Origin of the sequence: Paenibacillus sp. G2S3 (assembly GCF_030123105.1) — a bacterium.
In the GTDB taxonomy this organism is placed as follows: Bacteria; Bacillota; Bacilli; order Paenibacillales; family Paenibacillaceae; genus Paenibacillus_AQ.
In genome coordinates, this window is the sequence record NZ_CP126095.1 from 1694354 (window position 1) to 1716257 (window position 21904).

Genomic DNA, 21904 nt, shown 5'->3' on the forward strand with positions numbered 1-21904 from the left:
AAAACATGTTCAAATTCACTTACTATAGACGTATCCAGGCATCATTTCTTTTGCTCATTTTTATCCCGCTGATTGCAGTGTCGATCATCTCCTTTGTGCTAATCCGGGATACGATGGTAGAAAAGCTGCAGCTCAGCAACGATAACTTCCTGAACGTTATGATTGACGAACTAAACAAGACCATTGATGATGTGACCTTTGCATCGCATTTTATTGTAAACGATACCAATTTTCGCGCCAATCTGAAGGTCTTTGCAGATACCGAGCGACTGAACACCTATCAGGATTATGTACATTTTACGCAAATTCAGGATGTGTTTTCGCTCATCAACTCTAAGCCGCTAAATAATAACATTCGCATGTATTTGGTTAACCGGAAACACTTTGTGATCTCATCTGGGACTGAGAATTTATCCGTGATTAATGCCAACATGGACAAGCTGATGGGACGTGTCAATATTCACGAACCGGAGACCTTGCAATGGCTTGGGATGGCCGACAGCGGTTCCGGTAAAAGCAATAGCTACTATATTGCCAGAGTAATCTATGATAGCCGGGAGAAACAGCAGGTGTCCGTGCTTCTCATCTCGATTCCCGATACCTATTTCAACAAATTGCTCGGGCCGGTCGAGTTTGGCAAGCTGGCGTTGTTTGATTCTAGAGGAGGTCTGATTGCCGGGAACTCAGAGCTAGCCCCAGAAGGCAAGGAAGCTAGAGGGAGCGTGCGTACGGCCAGAGCTATCGACAAATCCAATTGGGAGCTGGTCTATGAAGCTTCAGAGAAAGAATGGTCGGGCCAGATTTCGCGAACTTTTTATAGTGGTATTGGCTTGGTGCTTCTCTTGTTTATTGTCTTTTCAGCCACCTCCATGCTGATTGCCAAAAGATTGCATAGTCCGATCATGAAGCTGCAGCGCGTTGTGCGCCAGTTCGGGATGGGGAATCTTGATGTCAGGCTGGAGGTCAAGGGCAAGGATGAAATCGCTGAGCTAGGGCAGACGTTGAATACCATGCTGGATCAACTGCAAGGATTGATTCACGACATCGAGCTGGAGCAGGAACAGAAGCGAGTGATGGAACTTGAGGCGCTGTTTATGCAGATTCGTCCGCACTTTTTGATCAACACGTTGAATTCGATCAAGTGTAGCCTTATTTTGGCTAAAGATAAGCTGCACAGCGGGATCATTGATTCGCTAATGAGTCTGCTCCGTGCCTATTTGAAGGTCAATGAACCGGCTACCTTACGGGAAGAATGCAGACTGCTTAACCATTATATCGACATCATGAAGATCCGCAACGAAATCCCTCTTGAACTGGAGGTCGATCTGGAAGCGGATACAGAGAAGCTCATCGTTCCTAAACTTATTCTGCAGCCTCTCGTAGAGAATGCCATCGTTCACGGTCTAGTTGACCACCCGGCACCGCGTATTGTCGTTCGTGCGCGAACGATTCCTGATGGGATTATGATTGAAGTCGAAGACAATGGCTGTGGAGCAGGGGCAGAAATTCTGGCAGGACTGAACCGCAGATTGCTCTACAAGGACGATGAACAGAATGGAACCTATCAAAGGGTCGGTTTAATTAACGTGGTTCAAAGGCTGAGGCTGACCTATGGTCAGGATACCCGCTTGTCGCTGCATAATTTGCCGCAGGGTGGGGTGTCCGTTTCTCTGTATTTGCCGCAAGGCAATCATCAGGTTAATCTGTCGGAGAGAGAGGGATATTGATGTATAAAGTGATGCTCATAGATGATGATGTTCCTATGCTCAAGGTGCTTCAGCAGATGATTGACTGGGAAGCACATAGCTTGCAGATTGTCGGCAGCACCTATTCCAGTGCCAAGGCGTTATTAATGTTTGAGGAAGTGCAGCCCGACATCGTGATTACGGATATTGGCTTGCCGCAAAAGAACGGGATTGAGCTGGCCGATTACTTTACTCGTATGAAGCCGGAGGTCAGAATTATTTTCCTGACCTGTCATGAGGATTTCCATTATGCTCAGCAAGCGGTAAAGCTGAAAGTGGATGACTATTTAATTAAGGACCAGCTTACGGATGAGCAACTGGAGAAAAGCCTTGCCAAGTCCGTACACTTGCTGAAGTCGAAGATTGGGTTAATCAAGCATGGGGAAACGGGATACAATAGCCAGTTATTTCGGCAGAACCTGCTGCAAAGGGTGATCGGCGGCGCACCGCCCGAAACGACGCTAGCCTATGCAGCGCAAATCGGCATATCCTGGACGTATCCGTGGTTCATGCTGGGCACGGTCAGCATTCACTTTTCCAGTTTCGAGAAGCGGTACAAGCAGAGCGAGTATCCACTTATTTTATATGCCATCTATAATATAGCTCTAGAGCTGTCCGAAGCGTGTGAGGGGATTACGCCTTTTTTGGAGCAGAAGAATATTGTAATTCTGTATAATTACCGTGTGAATCTGGCGCAGAATGCCAGTCTTTATTTTCATGATTATTTACAGCGATTGTGTTCCGAGTGCTCCCATCTCCTTAAGATTCAACCGGGCATCATCGCAGTCACTGAGAAAATAGAGCTGCAGGCGATCGGACAGATTCATCGGCAAATTGTCCAGGACAAGTGTGAGTTCTATGCGAGTGCGGATTACACAGTTCTGGATACTCTGCAAATCGCTACCCCTCGCTTCCAGCCTGCGCCCCAAGGATTTTTGGATAGTTATATCCCGCAGATGGAACGGGCCGTGATTAAAAATGATCTTGAAGCCATCCGTGGCACTCTTCAGGAAATCGCTAGGGCTGCAAAAGTAATGGCTATCCATCCGGGCGATTTCGTCCGGGATTTATCCTTTATGCTCCGCGGTATCGAGCTGATGTTCACTAGACTAACGTTCGATGAGGATCTGTTCGTCTATCTCGTGCAAACCCGCACACTGGAGGATACGATGGAACTGGTGGAAAGAAAGCTTGTGCAGATTACAGGCAACAAACAGCAGGTGGCAGGAACTCCCCCGCAGGAGCCCAAGCTGCAGCTTATCCAGCAATTTATCGATCAGCATCTTGGTGATAACATCACTTCAATCGATATGGCACGTTATCTGTTTCTGGACCCGAGCTATTTCTCGCGTTATTTCAAACGCATGACAGGTCTGACCTTTACGGATTATGTACATCAGCACAAGATGAAGGTTGCGACCAAAATGCTGAAAATCTCCAGCCAGAACCTGGAATCACTAGCCGTCGGTCTGGGATATTCGGACAGAACCTATTTTTCAAAAGTGTTTAAAAAATATGTGGGAACAACGCCGAGCGAATATAAATCCAAACACTCGGTACGCTGAGAAGCGTAATTCTCAACGTATCGAATAGACCCGCCGCCCATCTAGGGCGGTTTTTTTGTTGTCGCCGGACAAAGGTCAAAATCTTGCACATCTCGGGTCATAATCACTCCTTCATGCGGAAGGCGGATGTATTACTATAATGACAAATCAAATTGTCGAGGTGATACAACGTGGAGGCTGCAAAACAACCTGTGCCAAAAATTCTGCAGGAGAAGCGGAAGTTCTGGACTCCGCAGCGGAAAGAGGCTTTGACCGGGTGGCTGTTTCTAGCTCCGGAAATTGTCGGAATGCTTTTTCTTAATGTATTTGCACTTGGATTCTCACTTTATTTAAGCTTCTCGAAATGGGATCTATTGTCGGGGGTCCAAGGGATCGAGTTTATCGGATTGGATAACTATATCAAAATGTTCCATGATCCGAGCATCATTCAAGCCTTGAAGAACAATGCCATTTATATGATTATGACCGTGCCGATACCGATTGCGATTGCTTTGGTGCTGGCGGCATTGATTCAAAACAGTGTATTTCTCAAAAATTATTTCAAAGTTGCCTTCTTTATCCCTTATATTTCTTCGATTATTGCGATTGCTGCTGTGTGGAGCGCATTGTTCCATCCATCCCTTGGCCCGATCAATCAGTTCTTGATGGAGCTTGGAATTTCCAGCCCTCCGAAATGGCTGGTGGATCCAAAGACCTCGCTGTTATCGATTGCCATTATCAGTTCTTGGGCGAGTCTGGGTTACACCATTATTATCTATATGGCTGGCTTGACGAATATTTCCGATGAAATCTACGAAGCCGCCGAAATAGACGGAGCCAGCGCTCTGAAAAAATTCTTTGCCATCACGGTTCCAATGCTACGTCCAACCACGTTCTTCTTGCTTATAACCATGCTGATTGGCTCATTTAAGGTGTTCGACATCATCGCCTTTTTGACCGAAGGCGGCCCGAACAATTCTTCTACCGTGCTTGTGTTCAGGATCTATGAGGAAGGGTTCAAATACTACAACATGGGCTACGCTTCTGCAATTTCCTGGCTGCTATTCGCCGTCATAGGCTTGATCACCGCAGCTACTTGGAAAATGAGAAATGAAGAATAAAGGGGGGAGCTTAACATGCAACTGATTAGAAAAAATATGTCCAGAGTGATCACTACCTGCATCATGGGGGCTTTGTCCATTGTATTTCTTATTCCGCTGATCTGGATGATTTCCGCAGCCTTTAAATATGAGAAAGATGTTATGCGCTTCCCGATCCAATGGATTCCCGAGAAGATCAATGTAGCGTATAATTTCAAGATGGTTTGGATGGGACGCGTACCTTTTTCTCATTTCTATTTAAATTCCTTTAAAGTTGCGATTATTACAACCTTAATTACACTTATCATTTCATCTATGTCGGCGTACGCCTTGACCAAAATCAAGTTCAAAGGACGAAATATGGTGTTTCTGGCGCTGCTGTCGTTCATGATTATACCTGACCAGGCCACACTGATTCCGCGCTTTCTGCTGATTCGCTGGTTCGGTCTCTATGATACTCATGCTGCGATCATATTAATGAGTATGTTCTCCATCTACTTCACGTTCCTGCTAAGGCAATTTATGATTGGTGTCAGCGACGAATACATTGAAGCGGCGCGAATTGACGGTGCAGGCCATTTACGGATATTCTGGTCTATCATTATTCCGCTCTGCAAGCCGGTGCTCGCTACGGTGGCAATCATCAAATTTATCTGGACCTGGAATGATTACCAGAATCCGTTGATCTTCTTACTAAATAAGAATTTGTACACTATCCCACTCGGTATGACACTGTTCCGGGACGATTATTCGAACAACTATGCGATTATGATGACGGCAGCTGTTTCGGCGATCATCCCGCTCGTCATCGTGTTCATTGCCCTGCAAAAGCAAGTCATTAACGGAATCTCCCTTGGCGGCGTAAAGGGCTGACCGGCGGGTGTGCCAAAAAAGATAGTAAAAGTCAAAAATGTGATCCTACAACAGCAAAATTGTGCACTTGGCCAGTAAAGCGGTTGCCTATAATAAGAAATGAACAAGGCACTATACTTAAAATTCAGTGCGGGGGGAAGTAAAATGAAGACAAAGAGCAAAAAAAGATTATCCGTTGTACTGGGCTCTATGCTGGCGGTTTCCTTAACGCTAAGCGCCTGTGGAAATTCCGGAAACTCGGAAAAGAATGGGAATGCTGAAGCTAGTACGAATGCCGGGAACACCAAGGTGGACAAGCAAGTCGCCATCAAGTATTACAACTGGGATAATGAAGCCCAGTCGGCTGGTACCGATGCTATGCTGCAGGAATTTATGGATCAGAACCCAGGCATCAAGGTAGAGCATGTGACACTCGTTCCTGGTGATTCTGTAGAGATGCTGAAGAAACTCGACTTCCTGATTTCTTCCGGCGAAGCGATTGATGTTGTTCAGGTGCCAAGCTTGGGAGGCGTGCTTGAACGGGCGACTCGGGGAGCACTTGCCCCGCTGAATGAATTCTATGAGAAAGATAACCTCGTTCCTGAGGATGAATATTATGTGAATGCTAAGGTCGACAACAACTATTATGGGATGCAATATACGAAGAGCAGCAACTACGTGATGCTGAACAAAGATGCACTGGATGAAGCGGGTCTGCCAGTACCTAAATTTGGCTGGACATGGGATGATTACCGCGACTATGCCAAAAAACTGACCAAAGGCGAAGGCGTGGACAAACGTTACGGCACATACTTCCACACCTGGGAATTGTACATGAACGCTCCAGCTCAAACGATGATGAAAGATCCATTCGTGTATGATGACGGGACGACCATTTTCGCGGATCCAACATATAAATACTTCTTCCAGCTGCGCAAAGATATGGAGTCTGCTGATAAATCTGCGAAAACTTATGCGGACGCTTTAGCTGCTAAGCTCAATTACCGCACGGAATTCTTCAATGAAGAAGCCGCTATGATCTTGGCTGGCAACTGGACGATTGCTGATCCGGGTAATACTGAGCAGTATCCGCATGAATTCAAGACAGCTTTTGCTCCAGTACCGGTGCCTCCTGCAGGATCGGAACCGAAAGAATATGAAGGCAAATACTTCACCAGCGGCAACATGCTGGCGATGGGCGCAACTTCAAAGAACAAAGAGGCTTCCTTCAAATTGATGAGATTTATGTCGACGGCTGTTAGTGATAACAGACTAGAATTCTCCGGATATAAAAAAGCTGACAATGAGACCTTGCTGAATAAATTGGTCGCTGGCAAAGAAGATATGTATGATATGGATTCACTCAAATACACACTTTTTGATAACGAAATTCAGTTTCTTGACGGTGCGCAGGTGATGACGACGGCAACGTCCGAATTGACCAAAATTATCGATGACGGCTTCAGCAGATTCATGCTTGGAAATGAATCGATTGATAAGGTGCAGCAATGGATGGTTGATGAAGCAACGAAAATTATCAACGAAAAAGGTGTCATCAAGTAAATAGGCAATAAGCGAGGTATCCCAAGTTGGGGACGGGGCTTTGGAAGGTCATCAACCGGCTTTCCAAAGCCTTTTTTATACATTGGGCTTACACAAAATATACGGGAGAGTATAAAAATGATGGAAAGCATTTCTTCACAGAACAAGCCCGAAGAGCAAGCAGCGTTGCCTTCCAGGGAGCAGATGGATTGGCAGGACCTGGAGCTGGGGATGTTCTGCCATTTTGGAATGAATACGTTTTGCGATCAGGAGTGGGGAGAAGGCAGCGATTCACCTACGCTCTTCAATCCGCTTCATCTGGATGCCCGCCAATGGGTTAGTGCAGCTAAAGAAGCTGGATTCCGTTATTTTATACTGACCGCTAAGCATCATGACGGCTTCTGCCTGTGGCCGACTGCAACAAGCACTTATTCTGTGGCCTCCAGTCCATGGAAAGAAGGGCGTGGTGATGTTGTCAAGGAGTGCGCGGAGGCTTGCCGTGAACTTGGGCTAGGCTTCGGCATTTATTTGTCTCCATGGGACAGACATGAGCCATGTTATGCGGATCCGCAAGCGTATGATGATTTCTATTGCCTGCAATTGCAGGAGCTACTTATGGGCTATGGCCCACTTACGGAGATTTGGTTCGACGGCGCAGGGTCTGAGGGCCGTAATTACGATTGGCGGCGGATTATGGATCTGATTAAGCTCCATCAGCCAAGCGCCATGGTGTTTAATATGGGGGCACCTACCATTCGCTGGGTTGGCAATGAGGATGGCGTTGCTCCTTATCCATGCTGGAACACTGCGGATTCCGCGCGGGGTAGCATGTTCAGTGAAGCCTCATTGAATTGGCTTCCCGGAACGCCGAGCTGGGTGCCTGCGGAATGCGATGTGCCCATCCGTAAAGACCGCTGGTTCTGGCATCCTGAGGAGGAACATTTGCTGTTGTCTCTGGAGCAGCTAATGGATATTTATTATCGTTCGGTCGGACATGGGGCGACTTTGCTGCTCAATGTGGCCCCTGACAACCGAGGGCTGCTTCCGGAGGCCGATGTGCAGCGACTGCTGGAATTTGGCAAGGAAATTGAGCGCAGATTCGGCAAGGCTCTGGCGGTAACAGCAGGAACCGGAGATCTTATTGAGCTGGAATTGCCTGTAGCTACCGTGATTGATCACGTCGAGATTATGGAGGACATCGCTTACGGTGAGAGAGTGGGAGCCTATGTGCTGGAAGCGTACAGCAACGGAGCGTGGCTGGAGCTGAAGCGCGGTAGCGCGATTGGCCATAAGAAAATCGACGCCTTCCCTCTGGTATGCGCAGAGAAAATACGACTTCGGGTGCCCGTAGCTACGGCAAGCCCCAAGATCAGACGGCTTGCCGTCTATCACTGCGGAGATTCGTTAGAATAGATATTAAAAAAGGAGGTTGTAGAGTATGAGCCTACTCACTTGGAACAACGGACACTATTTGCTGGACGGGCAGCCTTACCGGATCGTATCCGGAGCCATTCATTATTTTCGGGTTGTGCCTGAATACTGGAAAGATCGGCTACTGAAATTGAAAGCCTGCGGATTCAATACCGTGGAGACCTACATCGCTTGGAATATGCATGAACCCAAGGAAGGGGAGTTCGTATTTGATGGCATGGCCGATGTGGTCTCTTTTATCGAACTGGCTGGAGAGCTTGGGCTTCATGTTATTGTCAGACCGAGTCCATTCATCTGTGCGGAATGGGAATTCGGTGGTCTGCCGGCCTGGCTGCTGGCTTACAGTGAACTTCAGCTTCGCTGCGGTGAGCCTCTTTATTTAAGCAAGGTGGACCTGTATTACGATGAGTTGATTCCTCGGCTGGTTCCGCTGCTCTCCACACATGGCGGGCCAATTCTGGCCGTCCAGGTAGAAAATGAATATGGCAGCTATGGCAATGACAGTAGTTACCTGAGATATATGCGTAATGGACTGCTCAGCAGAGGGGTCGATGTGTTGCTCTTTACCTCAGATGGGCCAACCGATGAAATGTTGCTCGGCGGAACACTGGAAGATGTGCACGCTACAGTCAATTTTGGCTCCTGTGCAGAGGAATCCTTCCGCAAATACCGGGAGTACCGAGCTGAAGAGCCGCTGATGGTGATGGAATATTGGAACGGCTGGTTCGATCATTGGATGGAGGATCATCATGTGCGCGATGCTGAAGATGTAGCTGGCGTTCTGGATGATATCCTGACGCAGGGCTCCTCACTCAATATGTACATGTTCCACGGCGGGACCAATTTTGGTTTCTATAATGGAGCGAATCATATCGTCACCTACGAGCCGACGACTACAAGCTATGACTATGATGCCCCGCTCACGGAATGGGGAGATACGACGGCGAAATTTGAAGCTGTCCGGTCGGTACTAGGCAAACATGGATTTGCACCGACTTGTCCGCTCCCTGAGCCGATTTCGAAGATCTCCTACGGGAAAGTTGCCTTAAAGGAAAGGGCGGAACTGTTCACAGCTTCCAATCTGGAGAAGTTATCCGAGCCGGTAAATAGTGTGTGTGTGCAGCCGATGGAAAAGCTCGGACAATCCTATGGTTTTATATTGTACAGCACTTATGTGCAGGGACCACGATCCAAGCAGAAGCTTTACATCGAGGGCGTGCGTGACCGGGCGCAGGTCTTCCTGGATGGACAGGTACTTGGGGTCATTGAACGCTGGAATCCGCAGCCACTGGAACTTTCCATTCCTGCCGGGGGAGCGAAGCTGGATATTCTCGTCGAGAATATGGGCCGGATCAATTACGGACCGCTCATTCGTGATCCGAAAGGGATTCTGGACGGGGTTCGGATCGATAACCAGCTGCAATATAACTGGACGATCCGCACACTGCCTCTAGAACCGGAAACGCTGGCTTCACTTGAGTACAAGGAGCAGACGGTGGAGGAGCAAGAAACTCTGTCCCCTCAGGGTCTGCCCGGATTCTACCGCGGCTGCTTCGAGGCGGAGGAGATTGGCGATACTTTTCTACGGTTCGATGGATGGAATAAAGGGGTCGCCTGGATCAACGGATTTAATCTGGGCCGCTACTGGAACGCAGGACCGCAGAGGGCCCTATATATCCCAGGTCCATTGCTGCGCAAGGGTCGTAATGAACTGGTTCTTTTGGAGCTGCACGGCTGTGCGGAGACTTGCGAGATTGAGCTTGTAAATTGCCCTGATCTGGGAAAAACTTCGGCCGTCGACGATGCTGTGCTGAATTTTGTGCAGGAAGATAACTTGTAGACATTTTTAGCTTTAAACAATTCAAAGATTGGGGTGAACAAATGCGGAAATCAAGTCTGGTTTTAGTGTTAGTTCTCATTGTTGATCTTTTTTCTTCATGCGTAGGAATTCATTACAACGCTGATGGTAAAGCCTCAGCGGCTGCGTCTAATCTCATACTTAACGGAAGTTTTGAAAATACAACGTCAGCCCTGAATGCAACTTGGACAGGGGTTACTGACTCGGCTCCGGTGGGTTGGAGCTTATGGGTTCCTACCGGCAGTGGAAAGGGCACGAATAAAACAGCAAATATTAAGATCGACGCTGGGACAGCGCATGATGGAACCCGGTCCATGCTGTTCGATGCCTTTTCCACAAGCAGGATTTCTATCAATCAGGGGGTAACTTCGGTTATCCCCGGTAAATCCTACAGACTTAAAGTCTGGTTGAAGACTGACAATGTAACCGGTCAGGGCGCCTACTTTAGAACACAGTATTATAATACCGCCAAAGTGGGGGATGGACCTTCCTCTCCTAAAATAACAGGCACGCATGACTGGACCCTGCAGCAAGTACTTCTAACTATGCCGGCCAATGCGACGAAGCTTGTCATCGAGCCTTTTTTGGAAACTGGAAAAGGAAAGCTATGGATAGATGATGTCGTATTGGAGGAATATGCGGGACTTACGGGGATTGCGCTGGATCGTACGGCCTTCTCGATGGTCAAAGGGGACACGGTTGCATTACTGCCGACTTTATCCCCCTTAACGGCGGCGGACAAAACGGTAGTATGGACTTCGAGCAATCCCGAAGCTGCGACTGTGGATGCTTTCGGCAATGTGACAGGTACGGGGGTAGGCTCTTCGACCATCAAGATCGCCACACCAGACGGTATCCTTGCAGCTGAATGCCTGGTGAATGTCGAATCCTCTGACACGATGCAGGCTTACCATAAACTGCGGCTGAAATGGTATGACCGGCTAAGCGGTGGCCAATACGATGCGGAAGATCCTGACATAGCTGCTAGTATAAGCGCACAGGCAGCTTCGGCAGCTACGCTGTGGGAAAGTATGGACAAATCATCCGGACGAACTTTCTTGTGGAGCGAAACCGCAAGCACTACGGATTCGCAATTTATTACAAGCGCTTACAACCGCTTGAAGACTATGGCATTGGCCTATTCTGTGGAGGGATCGGAACTATACGGCAACAGTTCTTTGGCGAATGATATTGTAAGCGCAATCAATTGGATGTACACAAACCGTTACAATCCGGGCAAAAGCGCTTATGGGAACTGGTGGGACTGGGAGATTGGCACTCCGCAGATTGTGAATGATCTTATGGTGCTGATGTATGACCACCTAACGCCGCAGCAAATCAATCAATATCTTGCGGCTATTGATGCCTTTTGTCCGGATCCGAAAACAGGAGCCGTACTTGGTGTAAAGGGTACGAAGATGACGGGTGCCAACCTGCTTGATAAAGCGCTTGTGGTCACGGTAAGAGGCGTTATTGGTAACAATAGTGCGAAGATCATTCAGGGCCGTGATTCCATAGGCTCAGAGTATGTATACACTACTCATGGAGACGGTGTATACAAGGACGGTTCACTCGTACAGCATAATAATATTGCCTATACAGGAGGTTATGGTTCGGTCTGGCTCAAAGGCACGGCGGATATGTCCTTTCTGCTGACTGATTCACCATGGCCGATAACGGACCCGAATGTACTGAACATTTACGAATGGGTGGCCCAGACGTATGAGCCGGTGATCTATAATGGTCAGTTTATGGACTCAGTTAATGGAAGGGGCATTTCCAGAAAAGGGAGCGGCAGCGCTAGGGGATTGATTGTTACCTTGCTGCGAATGGCTGAAACTGCACCGGAGAATGTTGCATTATCTATCAAGCAAGCGGCGAAAGAATGGATCTCAGCAAATATGGCAGCCGGAAATTATTATGACGGGTTGTCTCTTTCCGATATAACAATTGTCAAAAAACTGATGAATGACGGGAAGATCCATCCAAGAGGAGCACTGATTAAGAATCAGGTATTCGCCGGTATGGACCGGGTTGTTCATTTACGCGAAGGTTACGGCTTTGGCCTGAGCCTGTTCTCCAATCGTATCTCGGCCTTTGAGAAAGGGAACAACGAGAACCTAAAAGGGTGGTATACAGGGATTGGGATGACCTATTTATACGATCAGGATCTCTACCAATACCGCAATGACTTCTGGCCTACCGTCAATGCTTATCGCTTGTCTGGAACGACAACTGATGGGTCGGGGCAAGGGATGGTACCTGTGGAGTGGAAAAGCTACATGAATCCGAAGACCTGGGTGGGAGGATCTTCGCTGGAAGGTCTGTACGGTGCAGCCGGCATGGATTTCTCGCTATCCCAAGTGACCGGCAGCGACTTGCAGGGCAAGAAATCCTGGTTCATGTTCGATGATGAGATTGTGGCACTCGGTTCGGGAATTTCCAAAACAACAGCCGGCCCGCAGTCTGTCGAGACGATCATCGATAACCGGATGCTGAACGAAGCGGGGAATAACGAACTTCTAATCAATGGAGCCGCAGAACCGTCACAGCCCGGATGGGCAGAGACAGTGAAGAACGTTCAATGGGCCCATCTGGAAGGCAATGTACCAGGCTCCGACGTCGGGTATTATTTCCCCGACGCTCCAAGTCTCTTAGCTCAGCGTGAAGCCAGAACCGGCAGCTGGAAAGAGATAAATACCACCCAATCCGATGTTCCCGTTACACGGAACTATTTAAGCCTGGCATTTGAGCATGGAGATACGCCTTCGAATGGCTCATATTCTTATGTTCTGTTGCCTAATCGTGACATTGCCGGTACTGAAGACTATAGTGGCAACCCGGATATCGAAGTGCTGAGCAACACCAAGGATGTGCATGCAGTCAGAGAGAAAAAGCTGGGCATAACCGCCGCTAATTTCTGGAATGCCGGAACGGTGGATTTCATCAAGGCACGCAATCCAGCTTCCGTGATGATTCAGCAGACCGATCAGGAGCTTATCGTTTCGGTGTCTGATCCTACACAATCGCAAAACCTATTGTCCCTAGAACTGGATGTACCAGGGTTGACATTGCTCAGCAAAGACAGCGAGACGGAAGTGTTGCAAGCTTCGGGAAATGTAGTTATCACTGTAGATGTGACGAATTCCATAGGGGCAACGCATGTCATAAAATTTAATATTAATGAAGGAGAGGCTCCGAAAGACGAATATGATGAGCTTCGTGGAAGATGGGTAGATTATTTAACCGGAGGGAGTTCCTTCGATCCACATAATCCGGACATCGCCAAGTCGATAACAGCTTTATCCGATAAGATAAGCAATCAGGTGCAAACCGGGTACTGGGATACGATGAATAAGCAAATGAGCCGTACTTATCTATGGAGTGATAAGCCGGGCAGTACGGCGGATGCTTTTGATACGGCGGCGTCTTATAACCGGTTGAAGGACATGGCCATTGCTTTTTCAACAACCGGGTCGCCTTTGTATCAGAATATGCAGTTAAAAACAGATATTCTGAGCGGTTTAGACTTCCTATACGCTAATTGGTATAACGAAACCAAACAGGAGAAAGGAAACTGGTTCGAATGGGAGATCGGCATTCCGCTTGCCTTGGGAGATACGATGGCCTTGATGTTCGAGTATTTGTCCGTTGATCAGATTGCCAGCTATACCAAAGCCATCGATAAGTTCTGCCCGGACCCGACCAAACGGACGAATCAACCCTCTTTGATGGAAACCGGCGCGAATCGGTTGGATAAAGCACTGGCAGTAGTCCTGAGGGGCATTCACAATCGTGACAGCGGGAAGATCAAACAGGGACGGGATGCCGTTAGCCAGGTATTGCCCTATGTAACCCGCGGAGACGGATTCTATGAGGACGGCTCCTTTATCCAGCATAATAATATAGCTTATACCGGCAGCTACGGGGCTGTACTGCTTGGCGATATGATGAAGATGATGACCTTGCTGACCGGGTCCTCTTGGCCGCTGACTGATGTCAATCTGAAGAATGTATATAACTGGGTAACGGATTCTTATGAACCCCTTGTCTATAGAAAACAAATGATGGATATGGTGTTCGGCAGATCGATAGCCCGGGGGAACAGACAACTCGTGCCTTGGGCGCATATTCTTCGGTTGGCTTCCTCCGCGCCACCGGAGCAAGCGGCTCGATTTAAATCGATGGTGAAATATTGGTTCGAAGCCGATACAGCAATAGAAAGTTATTACGAGGGTCTAAGAGTCGCGGATATTGTCTTGCTCCAGACGCTTATGAATGATCCAGAGGTGCAGCCATCGGGAGACCTTACTGTGCACAAGCAATTTGCAGCTATGGATCGGATTGTCCATCACCGGCCTGGATATGCCTTCGGGCTCAGCATGTCTTCGGCCCGAATCGCCAACTATGAAGCCGGGACGGAGAACCTGAAGGGTTGGTATACGGGTGAGGGCATGACCTATCTGTATAATCAGGATCTGGATCAATATGCTGATGCATTCTGGCCGACCGTGAATGCTTACCGTCTACCTGGGGTTACCTCGGATGGGGCAACGCGTGGTGCAGCCAAGACTACATCAAAGACATGGGTTGGAGGATCCTCCATAGACGGTCTTTACGGAGCGGCCGGCATGGATCTGGATCCGGATAATAGCACATTGTCCGGTAAAAAGTCCTGGTTCATGTTCGACGATGAAATCGTAGCGCTTGGGGCAGGTATTACAAGCACGGATAACCGCAAGGTGGAGACAATCGTAGATAACCGCAAGCTGAAGGAGAGCGGTGACAATGTACTTACGATCAACGGCGAGGTAAAGCCTTCTGCTCTGGGTTGGTCTGAGTCAATGAATCAGGTACATTGGGCACATCTGGAAGGGAATATTCCCGGCTCGGGGATCGGTTATTATTTCCCAGATGCACCAACGATAGACGGTCTGCAGGAGGCCCGGACTGGCGCTTGGAAGGATATTAATCAAGGGGGATCAACGGAGCCGATCACTAGAAATTATGCCAGCCTGTCGATTGCTCAGGGAACGAAGCCTGTGGATCAATCGTATTCGTACGTGCTGCTACCGAATCAGGATCAAGCGGCGACAGCGCGTTATAGCAGCAATCCCGACATCGAAATTATTGCCAATACGGATAGTGTTCAGGCCGTAAAGGAACAGAAGCTGGAACTTACGGCTATGAACTTCTGGGTTCCGGGAATGATCGAATCCGTGCGCGCCAAGAATCCAGCTTCCATCATCATCAAGGAGTCTGGAGATGAACTGACGATAGCTATTTCGGACCCGACCCAATCCCAATCTGTGGTGAAGGTGGATGTCGGTAAAGCCGCGCTGGAAGAACTAATGAAAGATCCAACCGTGACCGTAATGCAACTCTCACCGAGGATCGAACTCGCAATTGATACAAGCGGCTCCAAAGGGAAAAGCCATGTTATCAAGTTCAGAATTGATCCGAATGCCGAGCCTTATGAGCCCTCTGATTCGGAACCGGACGAAGCGGCCAAAACGAAGTTGTATGTGTCTGAAGATGCGTATGTCAACGGAGGATCGAAAGCCGCAATCAATTATAGTTCGGTCAATTACCTGCAAATCAGAAATGGCAGTGGGGACACGGACAGAAGAACTTATCTAAAATTCGATCTGAGACCATTTGTCGGCGAAGTAGGTTCAGTGAAGCTGAACGTATACGGAAAGACGAATGATGGGGCTGGCACATTGTCGGATATCGGTGTCTTTGGAGTTAGTGATGATTCATGGACAGAGGCAACGCTGAATTACAATAATGCTCCGAAAATCGGCAATCAGGCCGTGCTGCAGACCTTTTCCGGGCCGGAGCAGTGGCGGCAGTTCGATATCACCTCATGGGTTGGCTCGGAGTTCCCTTCCGATCCCGTTATAAGTCTGGCTCTTAGGCAGGTAGGTTATAATCTCGCCACAGACATAAGGAGCCGCAAGAATGAGAATGGCAAATACGCCGCATATCTGGAGATATTGCCGAAGGATACAACACCTCCGGTCACAAAAGCCACCGTACTTGGAGAATCAATAGAAGGGGGCGTATATAAGGGCAAAGTGAATATCATCTTCGATGCGACCGACCTATCCAATGGGGGAGCTGTCGGCTGGGGGGTTAAGCGGACGGAGTACCGGCTCAACGGCGGTGCATGGAATACGGTCACTGAAAGCGTATATATTGAGAACCCAGGAACCTACGGCATTGATTACCGTTCGGTGGACAAGGCTGGCAATGTGGAAACATTCCGGCAGCTTCAGGTGACGATCATGGAGCCAACTGAAAGAGCTTCAATGGTAATCAGCGTCCCGGAAATCCTGACTGTTGGGGAGACTGGAACGGCGGTTACTTCGGTTGTATACAGCGATGGCAGCCATTATATAGTAACCGAAGGCATCATCTATGAAAGTAGCGATCCTAATGTTGCAAGTATAGGCGAAGATGGCCATATTGAAGCAAAAGGCCCAGGGATTTCGGTTATTTCCTCCGTATATGATAATATGACCGCTTCCTATCCGTTAAAAGTGTATGATTCGCTACCGGAGCTCGTCTCGATTTCGTTAAGCGGTCCGGCATCTTTGAAAATAGGTCAGAGCGATAAGGTGGTCACTACGGCGGTATATAGCGACAATAGCCGCCATACGGTAACCGAGGGTGTGATCTACGAGAGCAGCAATAGGAAGGTAGTTACAGTAACGGCAGCGGGGCAGCTGCAAGCGCTCGTTCCGGGCATGGTTGTTATTACTGCAAAGTACGGAGGCCAGCAGAGCAGCCTTGAGCTTCAAATTCTACAAGCGGAGCATGGAACTTCAACGGCTCCGAATCCGCAACCACAAGCGCCTTCTGTACTTGACGAAATGCCAGGACAACTGCAACTAAATGCAGCCTCTTTGAATGATCTTTCGGCTGCGATTGTGTATGAGGGTAAATTGAGCGTGCTAGTATTGCCGGGCATGGCAGCGGATATTCTCAAGCAGAAGCCTCTTCGGGTTGAGGCTTCTAACTTCAATGTGACCCTTCCGGCGGCGGTGCTTCAACAGCTGCAGGCATTAATTCCTGTGGAGCAATTGGCCGGTAGCCAGATCATTCTGGAGGCTTCTGAGGTAGAAGGGGAAGTGGCACAACGAATGCTGGCCAGCGCGGAGCGACAATCCGGCGCAGAGCTGCACCAGGCAGGTGAGTTCCTTGACTTTAAGCTCTATATTGTCACAGGAGACGGGAAAAAGAGCGTCATTCAACAATTTGTAGAGCGGGTTATATTAGAGCTTAACACTCATCCTGAAGCGAACAGGACATTGCTTGGTGGCTATTACTTGCCTGATTCCGGACTAATGGAGTATATGGGCGGTTCCTGGCTGCAGGGGAAAGTGGCTCTGCATACGGAACATTCCGGTGCATATGCCGTGCTGGAATACAACAAATCGTATGACGATGTTCCCACCGGACATTGGGTATATAAGCCTGTCCAAGAACTGTCCGCTAAACATCTGATTCAAGGCACTGGGCTAAGGAAGTTCGATCCTAATCGCTTAGTGACCCGTGCGGAATTTACGGTTATGCTTGCCCGCCTGCTGGATCTTGAAGGGGAATCATCTACAGTATTTGCAGATGTATCTGCGGATCAGTGGTATGCGGAGGAAGTGGCGCAGGCTGTAGAAGCAGGGATAGTTTACGGGGTAAGTGAAACCTACTTTGCTCCGGAATCCCATATTTCTCGCCAAGAAATGGCGGTCATGGTGATGCGCGCTTACGCGTATGTCAGTGGAAAAAAGGCTGACCTAATGCCGGTGATTCAATTTGACGACCTGAGCGCGGCTGCCACATGGGCCCGTGAATCGATAATTGCCGCCCAGGTCCTTGGATTCGTCCAGGGCCGGAGTGACCGGCAATTCGATCCGGGAGGCTCAGCAACTCGAGCTGAAAGCGCAATGATTCTGCACAATCTGCTTACAATCAAGATTGAAAATTAAGAATTCAAAGCCAGGGTTTTGGGATGGTTCAGTAGAACCATTCCAGAGCCCTTTTGACGTTTATAGAAGTCTCCGGATGACCTCTTAAAATTAAACCGATTGTAATGACGTTTCATTTCTACTTGGTTTGTGAATAATAGGAGATTGAATAGAAAGGAGCATTAGAGATGCAGGCGCATATGGATATTGTGCTTCGTACTGTGGTCGCTATGATCATGCTGCTTGTGATAGCTAAGATATTGGGTAAACAAACGATTTCTAATTTGACGTTTCATGATTTCGTGACAGGCATTATATTAGGATCGCTTGCGGCAAACCTGGCTTTTAATAAAGACCTGAAGTCGTCATATATGATCGTGGCGCTTATTGTTATCACAGCTACATCCTTTCTGCTGTCTATCATCGCTATAAAGAGTCGTAGAATGAGAAGCTGGATCTCAGGATCACCCACGGTACTTATCGAAAACGGGAAAATTCTTGAAGGGAATATGAAAAAGGTAAGGTATTCGTTGGACTCTTTGGATCAGGCAATGAGGGAAAAGGAGATTTTTAATCTAGAGGTAATAGAGTACGCCGTGCTAGAGGATAACGGAATGGTGTCTGTATTAAAGAAACAAGAATACCAATATGTTACCCGAAAAGATTTGAAGCTTCATTCGGTCTCTCAGAGCTTTCCCGTTGAATTAATTATGGATGGAATACTAATGGAAAATAATCTTAAAGAGAATGGACTGACTAAAGAATGGCTGGAGAACGAATTAAGGCGAAAGGGGAAAGGGATCTCCGACGTATTTTACGGGGTAAGAGGAACGCAGCAGCAGCTTGTTTTTGATTATTATGAAGACGGGATAAACAAACCGATTGATAAAGAATAGATTCATTCATATTGGAGATTGACGGATCGCTGAGGACCGCTCTATAATGTTTGTATAATTATTAATTAGTTAATAAAAATATAAATGTTGAAGGGCGGAATTTATTCATGGCAGATCGCGCAATCCTTAACACAGACATTCGCAAAGGTACGATAAGCAAAAATATTTACGGACATTTCTCTGAGCATCTAGGACGTTGTATTTATGAAGGCATTTGGGTCGGAGAAGATTCACCGATTCCTAACACTAACGGTATTCGTAATGATGTTGTGAAAGCGCTTAAAGAAATACAAATTCCAGTACTCCGCTGGCCGGGTGGATGTTTTGCAGATGAATATCATTGGAAAGATGGTATTGGTGATCGCGAAGTTCGTAAGCGCATGATCAATACGCATTGGGGCGGCACGGTTGAGAATAACCATTTTGGTACACATGAATTTATGGAATTATGTGAGATGCTGGAATGTGAGCCTTATATCAATGGTAATGTGGGAAGTGGAACGGTTCAAGAGATGTCCGAATGGGTAGAGTATTTAACCTTTGGCGGTGTCTCACCGATGTCTGAGCTTCGCCAGCAGAATGGTCATCAAGAGCCTTGGGCTGTCACTTATTTTGGCGTCGGTAATGAGAACTGGGGCTGCGGCGGGAATATGCGTCCAGAATATTATGCAGATCTCTATCGCCAATATCAAACGTATGTACGTAATTATGGGGACAATCGTATTCACCGGATCGCTTGTGGTCCTAACGTGGATGATTATCACTGGATGGAAGTTCTGATGCGTGAGGCTACACGCTTTATGGACTCGATTACCCTTCATTATTATACGATTCCTGGTCCAGCGTGGGAGAATAAAGGGGCAGCAACAGGCTTTGAAACTAGCGAATGGTTTAGCACTTTAGAGAAGGCCCTCCGCATGGATGAGCTGATTACTAAACATGGCGTTATTATGGACAAATATGACCCAGATAAAAGAGTAGGCCTTATCGTTGACGAATGGGGAACTTGGTATGATGTTGAGCCAGGTACGAACCCAGGATTCCTATATCAACAGAATTCGATTCGGGATGCTCTTGTAGCTGGCGTGACCCTGAATATTTTCCATAAACACAGTGATCGGGTAAGGATGGCAAATATTGCGCAGACCATTAACGTGCTTCAAGCGGTGATTTTAACTGAAGGAGAAAAAATGCTGCTAACGCCTACCTATCATGTATTTAATATGTTTAAAGTCCATCAGGATGCTGAGTTGTTGGATTTAACAATCGATAGTGGGACTTATAGCTTTGAGGGTCGCGAGATTCCTGAAGTATCTGCTTCAGCTTCCGTAACAGACGCTGGCATCATTCATGTCAGTCTTTGCAACTTGAATCACGCTGCATCAGCTACTGTGCCTCTCGAGCTTCGTGGTCTATCCGGGCAGAAGGTTGAAGTGACTGGCACTACGCTCACAGGTAACAAGATAGATGCTCATAATACATTTAGTCAGCCAGATGCTGTCGTACCGCAAGCTTTTACAGCCTTTACACTTGAAGGCGATTTTCTTAATGTAGAGCTGGCTCCAATGTCAGTAACTGTGCTGGAGATTACGCCGAAGGCATAAGGTGGGTGTTATCATGTCAACAACATCTGCATGCAAGGGGTGTCGAGACGATTATAAGGTTACCGAAGCACAGATAGAGCGTATCCTGTCATCATCCATGTTTAAGACAGAGCTTTGTGTTCCAGATGAAGTTTACGCTGAACGGATTTCTCTTTGTGGAACTTGCCCTAAGCTGCATGAGGGTGTGACTTGCGTCGCTTGTGGCTGCATTATTCCTGTTGTAGCTAAGCTTAAGGAACGTGCCTGTCCACTGCCTGGTGGCGGATTATGGGGATCCTTCATTTAACATGAAATAAGGTAAAATAAGAGCCGCATTCGACTCTCCAAGTGGGAGATGAATGCGGCTTTATTCATGAGTATCTGTATAGAACAGCTCAACGATTAGATCGTCGTTATAGTTGCCAAAGCCTTTGCCAAAAAGGGTAATGCCGCCAATATGCTCGGCCTCTTCATCGACGGAAAGCTTGAAAGTCCATTGCTTGTTGCGAATGTTCACTTGATCCAGCGTAACGTCGGACAGTTTCAGGCCGTCCATAAACGTGCCTTTAGGTGTAATGCGCAGCTGCTTAAGAAGGCCGTATTGATTCGTGAGTGCTGGCCACCAAGCTGGCGTGTATTTACCACGTCTATCTCCGTAGTCACCGGGACTTGTCCAGAATCCAAGCTGCACTCCGTTCAGTGTGAAAGTGATGTCGGAGGGCCAATTATTATTAATGGAAGGCGCTTCGGAGGCAATCTCCATCGTAATGATTAGCTCCTCGGGCTGTTGACTGGAGAGAAGGAAGTTAGGGATTTTATATTCGATATATCCTTTGCCGAACCAGAGAATGCCAGCATTCATACGTTCGAGATCCCAGAAATAACGGGGATCATCAAAGCTGCCAATCACTTGTTCTGTAGTGGCAAGACCGCAGGTAGGCTCGATTAGGAAGTCGGAATAATGTCCAACAGGAATCTCCTTGCGGTAGCTTTTGCGCTCATTGATTTGTCTGCCTGGGAAGGTGATTTCGGCACTTTCAGCAGCCAGCGTACAGATCTTTTGCAGACCACTTCGTCCAGGTGCCATATGTGTCTGGATAAGTCCTGCCGCTTCCAGCTTACGCACATGCATAGTCATAATGGCGCTGCTCAAATTTACCGCAGCAGCCAATTCCTTGACATTCATTGGATTCTCGGCAAGCAAGCGCAGCAGGTGCAGACGAACTGAACTGGCTAAAGCTTCGTAGACGGGAAGGGATTCTTCCGACAGGTCAAGTTTCATTGATGGCCTCCAATTTAGTTCAAGACGTATAGTTAATGATTATATTATTTAAATGCTTGTTTTACAATACGAAGATGAGAAATTTTCTGGATGCTCTTTCA

General features: G+C 47.7%; 12 protein-coding genes. 11 read left to right on the top strand and 1 reads right to left on the bottom strand.

Annotated elements, in window-relative coordinates:
- The first annotated feature begins 5 nt into the window (after nucleotides 1-5).
- The 11 genes from QNH28_RS07505 to QNH28_RS07555 all read left to right on the top strand — a co-directional run bounded on the left by QNH28_RS07505 (nucleotide 6) and on the right by QNH28_RS07555 (nucleotide 20828).
- A complete protein-coding gene (locus QNH28_RS07505; protein WP_283910824.1) occupies nucleotides 6-1727 on the top strand; it encodes a sensor histidine kinase in 1722 nt (573 codons plus the stop codon).
- The gene (locus tag QNH28_RS07510) at nucleotides 1727-3310 is read left to right on the top strand and encodes a response regulator transcription factor (RefSeq protein ID WP_283910825.1); all 1584 of its coding nucleotides are present in this window, start codon (nucleotides 1727-1729) and stop codon (nucleotides 3308-3310) included. Before QNH28_RS07505 ends, QNH28_RS07510 begins: the two co-directional genes overlap by 1 nt.
- A 170-nt stretch (nucleotides 3311-3480) precedes the next feature.
- A complete protein-coding gene (locus tag QNH28_RS07515; RefSeq protein ID WP_042125419.1) occupies nucleotides 3481-4410 on the top strand; it encodes a carbohydrate ABC transporter permease in 930 nt (309 codons plus the stop codon).
- A gap of 15 nt (nucleotides 4411-4425) precedes the next feature.
- Nucleotides 4426-5262 carry a carbohydrate ABC transporter permease gene (locus QNH28_RS07520; RefSeq protein WP_042186014.1) on the top strand — a complete coding sequence of 279 codons (837 nt, stop codon included), beginning with the start codon at nucleotides 4426-4428 and terminating at the stop codon, nucleotides 5260-5262.
- Nucleotides 5263-5406: 144 nt separating this feature from the next.
- Nucleotides 5407-6804, top strand: coding sequence for an ABC transporter substrate-binding protein (locus QNH28_RS07525; RefSeq protein ID WP_283910826.1), 1398 nt, complete (start codon nucleotides 5407-5409; stop codon nucleotides 6802-6804).
- Nucleotides 6805-6921: 117 nt separating this feature from the next.
- Complete coding sequence (locus tag QNH28_RS07530; protein ID WP_283910827.1) at nucleotides 6922-8196, top strand: alpha-L-fucosidase; 1275 nt, start codon at nucleotides 6922-6924, stop codon at nucleotides 8194-8196.
- Between the two features lie 25 nt (nucleotides 8197-8221).
- Nucleotides 8222-10054: a glycoside hydrolase family 35 protein gene (locus tag QNH28_RS07535; protein ID WP_283910828.1), complete on the top strand. Its 1833-nt coding sequence runs from the start codon at nucleotides 8222-8224 to the stop codon at nucleotides 10052-10054.
- A 41-nt stretch (nucleotides 10055-10095) separates the two neighbouring features.
- Entirely contained in the window at nucleotides 10096-18063 is a 7968-nt protein-coding gene (locus QNH28_RS07540) for a polysaccharide lyase family 8 super-sandwich domain-containing protein (protein ID WP_283910829.1), read from the top strand.
- A 167-nt stretch (nucleotides 18064-18230) separates the two neighbouring features.
- Nucleotides 18231-18938, top strand: a complete 708-nt coding sequence (locus QNH28_RS07545; RefSeq protein WP_283910830.1) for a DUF421 domain-containing protein — start codon at nucleotides 18231-18233, stop codon at nucleotides 18936-18938.
- Between the two features lie 107 nt (nucleotides 18939-19045).
- A complete protein-coding gene (locus QNH28_RS07550; RefSeq protein ID WP_283910831.1) occupies nucleotides 19046-20542 on the top strand; it encodes an alpha-N-arabinofuranosidase in 1497 nt (498 codons plus the stop codon).
- 13 nt (nucleotides 20543-20555) lie between these two features.
- Complete coding sequence (locus QNH28_RS07555) at nucleotides 20556-20828, top strand: DUF6171 family protein (protein ID WP_283910832.1); 273 nt, start codon at nucleotides 20556-20558, stop codon at nucleotides 20826-20828.
- Nucleotides 20829-20888: 60 nt separating this feature from the next.
- Here QNH28_RS07555 and QNH28_RS07560 read toward each other — a convergent pair whose 3' ends face one another.
- Nucleotides 20889-21803 (bottom strand): ArsR/SmtB family transcription factor, encoded by a 915-nt coding sequence (locus QNH28_RS07560; RefSeq protein ID WP_060625294.1) that lies wholly within the window; start codon nucleotides 21801-21803, stop codon nucleotides 20889-20891.
- Between the last annotated feature and the right edge of the window lie 101 nt (nucleotides 21804-21904).